Here is a 6,170-nt window from a genome sequence, read left to right as displayed (position 1 = left end):
AGATCCTCGTACTAACTTAAAACGTGTCCTTGCAGAAGCAAGAGAAATGGGCTTCACTGATTTTAATCTTGGACCTGAACCAGAATTCTTCTTATTCAAACTAGATGCAGCTGGAGAGCCAACTCTAGAATTGAATGATAAAGGCGGATACTTTGACCTTGCACCTACTGACCTAGGAGAAAACTGCCGTCGCGATATCGTTCTTGAACTTGAAGAAATGGGATTTGAAATTGAAGCATCTCACCATGAAGTAGCTCCAGGACAACACGAAATTGACTTTAAATATGCAGATGCAATTTCAGCATGTGATAACATCCAAACTTTCAAATTGGTCGTTAAAACGATTGCCCGTAAACATGGTTTACACGCAACATTCATGCCTAAACCATTGTTCGGTGTTAATGGATCAGGTATGCACTGTAACGTTTCTTTATTCAAAGGAAGCCAAAATGCCTTTTACGATACAGAAGGAAAATTAGAACTAAGTAAAACAGCAGAGCAATTTATCGCAGGTATCATTAAGCATGCTCCTAGCTTCACAGCGGTAACAAACCCAACTGTTAACTCATACAAACGTCTAGTGCCTGGTTACGAAGCTCCTTGTTATGTTGCTTGGTCTGCTAAAAACCGTAGCCCATTAATTCGTATCCCAGCTTCACGCGGTGTTAGTACTCGTGTTGAGGTACGTAGTGTCGACCCAGCAGCCAATCCATACTTGGCACTTGCTGTAATATTGAAAGCTGGTCTTGACGGTATCAAAAACAACCTAACTCCTCCAGCTCCAGTTGACCGTAACATTTATGTAATGAATAAAGAAGAACGTGAAGAAGTAGGAATCGTAGATCTACCAGCTACTTTATATGCTGCATTGGAAACATTAAAATCCAATGAAATCATCAAAGAAGCTCTTGGTGATCACTTGCTTGAACACTTCATCGAAGCAAAAGAAATTGAGTGGGATATGTTCCGCACACAAGTTCACCCATGGGAACGCGAACAATATATGTCTACTTATTAATAGCTTAAAAGCCTTGGCATTACTGAGTTTCTCAGTTGCCAAGGCTTTTTTTATTTTAATGATATGAGAAGGAAACTAGATGATTGACCACATTACATACTATTTCATTTTTAATTGTTCATAATCCATGTATTTTGAATATCCAACTACACTTTTTTCTTCGAGTTCCTTTGACATGTGAGCATAGACATCTGCTGTTGTTTGAATTGATTTATGTCCTAAGCGTTCTTGCACATCTTTTAAACTTGCCCCGGATTTAAGAAGTAAAACAGCCTGGGTATGACGTAAACCGTGAATGGTTATATGTTTTGTAATTCCTGCTTTTCTACATATGCGAATAATAGCCCTGTGTAAGGTGGATTTTGAATGGTGGGTACCTGTGAATTATACACAATCTGGATTATAACTAATTCAAAAGGGTATTTAAACCTCATTTTAAATCGAAAAGGCAAATAAAAGTGGACAAATTAATGTCTATATATTCGCGAACTATTTCCGAACGATTCGCGAACGATAAACGGACACTTATTCATTTTGGATGTGCTAAAGTAATAGTATGGAAGTTTTGAAGAAGACTTCTAAATAAAACATGCACAATTAAAAAGTCGTATATCGTATGAAAAGGAAGATATGGCTATTCATAAACTGATTAAAGATAATAAAGTGATTAACTTTAATACAGTTTCAGAAGCAGTTGGTGTATCAAAACCATATTTGTACAAGAATCCAGCAATTCGAGGGCGTATCGAAACACTACGCTCTCAACAAACAAAAGTACAAACCCAAAAGGCAGTAAAACAAAACATGAACGATGAAAATAAAGATGCTTTGATTGAAATTCTGCGAATGAAAGTGAAAGAGCTTGAAAACAAGAATAAAGATTTGACTAAACAACTGAAGAAGTTCCAAGGAAGTCTCTACGATCAGATTTAAAAAATCGGTTTTCGTTATTAAAAGACCAATTTAAGATCTTAAGAGCGTTTGTTAGAATCTATCAACTAGGCGTTCAGTATTGGAGTGTCATTAGGGGGAAATCATATGATCTGGGCTTTTATCATATTCTTTTTAGCTACATTTGCAATGGGAGTCATTGGTGCACCACAATGGGGGCTTTTTGTCTTGTTGTTCCTTTTTTTGGCTTAMCATTTTATATTTTACTACTATCCAGTTCTTTTTGGAAAAAATGCAGATAAAATCAAGCAATACTTAAGAAAATCAAAAATACCGAATTATCATTTCATTTACCAGCTACTTTACAGTAATGAAGCAGAGGCGGAAAAAACACTGAATCGCATCAAACAGAAAACAGCTAGGAATCACGCAAACGTCATGCTTCTTACTAAGCAAAAAAAGTAYAAAGAGGCAAAAGCACACTTATCAAAAATGAAGGATAACAAAGACAAATCCTATTATGGTGCTGTTATTTCCCTTCACGAGGGTAACCAAAACTCCTATAACTCTTATAAAGAACAGATAAAGGATACCGTATACCTCTCCTGGCTTGAGGCAGAGGAATTAGTTCTTGAAGGATACAAAAATGAGGCGATTGCGATATTGGATGAACAGATAAAACACTTGAGAGGGTTGAAGTTACTTTCTGCCGTACATTACAGAGATTCAATGACTCAGGATGAATAAATAGAGGAGAACTTTATGACAGAAGGCGAAGAGTATTTAGAAAGTACCCAGAACTTAGAAAATGGATAAATCAATGTGGTGCTTGTAATGATTGGATACAAACCTGAATTGCTACTTGAACTATCAACTTACGGCGGTGAAACATCAGCCGCAGCTAAAAACCTTAGAAAGTTTTTTAAGGAACTCCCTTTAAATGAGATTGGTCTATGTGATGTTTGTAAGATATTTATAAGGTGAGTTTAATTAAATTTTGTCTCAAAAACGAAGATAAAGCGAACGAACGAGAGATTGGGATCGAGTTTGAAGAACTTGAAATCCAGGAAGAAGAATACGATATCAAGATGAATTTGGTTTGCTTCTAGGGATTGAAGAAAACAACCGAATAAAGCCAGCTGGCATAATGGAGTTTGTCACTCCTGCAGCAAGGAAGCAGTTCTAAAACCAGTATCAAGATTTAATTGTAGAGGAGAACAAGAAATTCATATACTTGGACCCCAAGATTAAATGCAGAGTTAAGTTCAGAAACAAGAATGGTTTGCTACGTATACCTTCTATTGTTGAATATATATCATAACCGTCTATCCATTGGGTAGGCGTTTTTTAATGAAGTATATTCTTTGTAAACTTGGCATACAGTCTTACATGTTCGCTAACAAGTAAACGTTCATGTAAAAGTCTTGTGCCTAGTTTAGTGTGAATAAATACCGGTGAATAGTCCCTTTTGTCGAATTTAGTTAACTAGGAGGGAAGGAAGAATATGAAATTATCAGAAGTTGGATTTAAAGGTCAAGTTTTTGGATTTATAAAGTTCACATCTTATGTTGAAAGTTTCTTGTCTGGAGATTTATATATGAACAATTTCAAAAAGTATATTGATATGGAAAGTGTTTTGGGAGAAAAAGGTGTAGGAGACAAATTTGAAGCAGCACATGTTTTTACGGATTTAACATTGAATTTCTTTACTCAAGATACCTATGAATTAGTAATGTCGGGGCGAACTAAGAAGATGAATTTTAGAAAAAATATAAATGAAAAAAGACCATTATATTGTATGTTTGCAATTGTCGGTGATATGTTAAAAGTGGTTAAAGAGGATGAAAAGTATTACTATACTAAATTTGATTTACCTAAAGAACAAATCGATAAAATGATTAGGGAGTTCGGAGATAGATTAATTTTTGTTAATCCATCGCAATTTATTGACAGAATTACTAAAACATTTAATGAAAAAGGATATGCTTACAGAGGGGGGTTGGTAAAGTATGATGATTATAACATCAATTCCTCAGCTAGGATGAGCTCTTATAAAAATCAAGGGACAGATATTTATTTTTGGAAAGATAAATACTTTGAAAATCAATATGAATATCGAATAGTTCTCACAAATCAAGAAGTTGATGAAGCTTTAATTGTGAACGTAGGTGATATTTCAGACATTAGTACTATATTTAATGCAAATGAATTTTTTAGTGATAAATTTGAAATAAGGTTACGAAAGAAATTGAATCTAAGCATCCATTAATTGGGTGCTTTTTAATTGCTCTAAAACGAGATTCCTAAAGAAAATCTTTAAAGAAAATAAATAAAGAAAACCCTCTGAATTGTTCATTTAGGTTTATATAATCGGTAATAAAGAAAAGGGAAGGCATTCAAATTGGCGGTGTTGTCTCAGAATTAATAAGGGGAACATAACAATGTTTTTGGATGAGTCTACAAGTATTTAATGAATATGCCTGGGCACAATAACCTTAAAAGGGGTGTGCTGATGAAAAAAGAAAATCGCTCTTCTGATGAACCTACAATTGCTGAAGGAATTAATACAGAAGATGAATTGAAAAGAGATGCTACTAAAGAAGAGATTGATAAAGGCGATTATACGAAAGTAACCACTTTGTCTCTTGATGAGAACGATCCTAGTTAAAACACCGTTTCCCGCGGTGTTTTTATTTTGGATAAGAAAGGTGTTCAAGATGAAGTTTGCTGACCATCATTTATCTAAATTGGACATTCAGAAGTTTAATCAACTTAGAAGAGGCAGCCATCAGAGTAAACCCGAATCCAAGCCTAAGAGAAAAGAAGAATTAAATTTTAAAGATGTTAAGGAGTTAATGGGAATGAATCGTGATATCTATAAGCGTGTGAATGGAGCTGTTAGGAGGAAATAAAATTGTGAAGTCTAAATTAAAAAGCACCTAATAAAGGTGCTTACTAGTTATATATCTTTTTAAAGTAATGAACAAACATTATGTTCATGACAATTTCGACTATAGCAGCGATAATTACATCGATCAGATTAGTTTCATCCATAGAATGATAAGGTGCAAAGAATCCTATATATATAAAACCAATGATAGTTAAAAGTATGGTCCATAAGATGTTCCGTAAAAACAGCGGAATCATTAAGCTAAAAAAGGGCAAGAAGAAATCTAAATCTTTTCTACTTCTCTTTTTATAAATACTGATTAACAGATAGATTGCAATCACATTGATTATAATAAACAAAAAAAGATCAATAACATCATACCTATTCATTGAAGAAGGATTATAGACTACAGGAAGTGAAAGCACAGTAAGAGCAACTATTGCCCAAAAAGTAATGCTGTAGCTTTTCCTTTGTTTGTCATTTACTGTTCTTTCCTTTAAGGCCGTAACGAGTTTGTTAATATTCCAGATATACATGGTTGTCTCCTTATGTAATAGATTATCAGACTAATTATAGGTTAGGGTTCACTGAAAAGCTATCTTTATTAAGATAGTAGGGGGAGGTCTTGGGTCTATTATGATCGTGATATTTCATGGGTAAGCAAGCTCACTATAATAAATACAAGCGTGATAAAGAAGCCAAGAGGTTCTATAACTCATCTGCTTGGAAGAAGTTTCGTGCAGTTGTATTTGCGAGAAGTTGCTGTTAACTTGGCAGAGTACAAGACAGATGAACAGAAGCGTAAGTTTTACAAGTCTGGTGAATGGAATAAGTTAAGGCTCAAAGCTCTAGAGAGAGATAACCATGAGTGCCAACAGTGTAAGCGCGAGGGCAGAGTCCATGTGGATTCAGTTAAAGTGGAGGGTGAACGGAAAAGTATCGAGTTGAATGTGCATCATAAGTATGAGATTGAAGATTATCCTCAATTAGCTTTTGTATTGGATAACTTGGAAACACTGTGCTTGAACTGTCATAACAAAATACACAATAGAGTATTTGGAGACAGAAAAAGAAAAAATGGGATGACGAGAGATGGTAACACCTCCCACCAAATTATTTCAATCATCAAAAAAAACCCGGGGACCAGGGAGGGGGTCGTTTCCCAGATTTATCATCAATTTTTCACGTTAGGGGGGTGGGTACATGGCGGTTAAGATCACGGTACTTAAAGAACAGGTAATGAACAAATTAAATTTGGATGATTTGATCGAAAGTGGAAAGGTATATCGATTTGGTCAAGTCTTTTAGAAGGGTTAATAAAATCATTATCAAAGAGGGAGAATCCGTTAAAACKAAAAATGGATCCCAGTC

At 34.9% G+C, this 6,170-nt stretch carries 8 protein-coding genes and 3 pseudogenes; 9 read left to right on the top strand and 2 right to left on the bottom strand.

Annotated elements, in window-relative coordinates; all coding sequences use genetic code 11:
- Nucleotides 1-1,018 (top strand): type I glutamate--ammonia ligase (gene glnA, locus AC1DUW_RS18920; RefSeq protein ID WP_477643191.1); only part of this gene is annotated, 1,018 nt, incomplete at its 5' end.
- 99 nt (nt 1,019-1,117) lie between these two features.
- Here glnA and AC1DUW_RS18915 read toward each other — a convergent pair.
- Nucleotides 1,118-1,381: pseudogene (locus tag AC1DUW_RS18915) on the bottom strand (tyrosine-type recombinase/integrase); the annotation flags it as partial.
- Nucleotides 1,382-1,600: 219 nt separating this feature from the next.
- Here AC1DUW_RS18915 and AC1DUW_RS18910 point away from each other — a divergent pair.
- From AC1DUW_RS18910 to AC1DUW_RS18885, 6 genes are all read left to right on the top strand, one after another.
- Nucleotides 1,601-1,951: a DUF6262 family protein gene (locus tag AC1DUW_RS18910; RefSeq protein ID WP_053345437.1), complete on the top strand. Its 351-nt coding sequence runs from the start codon at nt 1,601-1,603 to the stop codon at nt 1,949-1,951.
- 105 nt (nt 1,952-2,056) lie between these two features.
- Nucleotides 2,057-2,656 (top strand): hypothetical protein, encoded by a 600-nt coding sequence (locus tag AC1DUW_RS18905; RefSeq protein ID WP_477643190.1) that lies wholly within the window; start codon nt 2,057-2,059, stop codon nt 2,654-2,656.
- 87 nt (nt 2,657-2,743) lie between these two features.
- On the top strand, nt 2,744-2,893 hold the full coding sequence (locus tag AC1DUW_RS18900) for a hypothetical protein (RefSeq protein ID WP_161804906.1): 150 nt from the start codon (nt 2,744-2,746) through the stop codon (nt 2,891-2,893).
- Between the two features lie 520 nt (nt 2,894-3,413).
- Nucleotides 3,414-4,178, top strand: coding sequence for a hypothetical protein (locus AC1DUW_RS18895; protein ID WP_053345439.1), 765 nt, complete (start codon nt 3,414-3,416; stop codon nt 4,176-4,178).
- Between the two features lie 243 nt (nt 4,179-4,421).
- On the top strand, nt 4,422-4,577 hold the full coding sequence (locus tag AC1DUW_RS18890) for a hypothetical protein (RefSeq protein ID WP_162878799.1): 156 nt from the start codon (nt 4,422-4,424) through the stop codon (nt 4,575-4,577).
- Between the two features lie 49 nt (nt 4,578-4,626).
- The gene (locus tag AC1DUW_RS18885) at nt 4,627-4,821 is read left to right on the top strand and encodes a hypothetical protein (RefSeq protein WP_053345440.1); all 195 of its coding nucleotides are present in this window, start codon (nt 4,627-4,629) and stop codon (nt 4,819-4,821) included.
- A gap of 43 nt (nt 4,822-4,864) precedes the next feature.
- Here the strand turns inward: AC1DUW_RS18885 and AC1DUW_RS18880 are convergent, their stop codons facing one another.
- Entirely contained in the window at nt 4,865-5,335 is a 471-nt protein-coding gene (locus AC1DUW_RS18880; RefSeq protein WP_053345441.1) for a hypothetical protein, read from the bottom strand.
- A gap of 234 nt (nt 5,336-5,569) precedes the next feature.
- On the opposite strand from AC1DUW_RS18880, the pseudogene AC1DUW_RS18875 reads away from it, so the two are divergent.
- Nucleotides 5,570-5,898 (top strand): annotated as a pseudogene (locus AC1DUW_RS18875) (HNH endonuclease).
- A gap of 104 nt (nt 5,899-6,002) precedes the next feature.
- Nucleotides 6,003-6,170: pseudogene (locus tag AC1DUW_RS18870) on the top strand (terminase); the annotation flags it as partial.

The organism is Peribacillus sp. P4_C12, from assembly GCF_056402095.1.
The sequence above is the reverse complement of the archived record's forward strand: the minus strand, read 5'-3'. Positions and strand labels throughout refer to the sequence as shown.

Coding starts and splice junctions, on each gene's coding strand:
- AC1DUW_RS18900 (WP_161804906.1), top strand. CDS start 2,744: ATGATTGGATACAAACCTGAATTGCTACTTGAACTATCAACTTACGGC.
- AC1DUW_RS18880 (WP_053345441.1), bottom strand. CDS start 5,335: ATGTATATCTGGAATATTAACAAACTCGTTACGGCCTTAAAGGAAAGA.
- AC1DUW_RS18895 (WP_053345439.1), top strand. CDS start 3,414: ATGAAATTATCAGAAGTTGGATTTAAAGGTCAAGTTTTTGGATTTATA.
- AC1DUW_RS18885 (WP_053345440.1), top strand. CDS start 4,627: ATGAAGTTTGCTGACCATCATTTATCTAAATTGGACATTCAGAAGTTT.
- AC1DUW_RS18890 (WP_162878799.1), top strand. CDS start 4,422: ATGAAAAAAGAAAATCGCTCTTCTGATGAACCTACAATTGCTGAAGGA.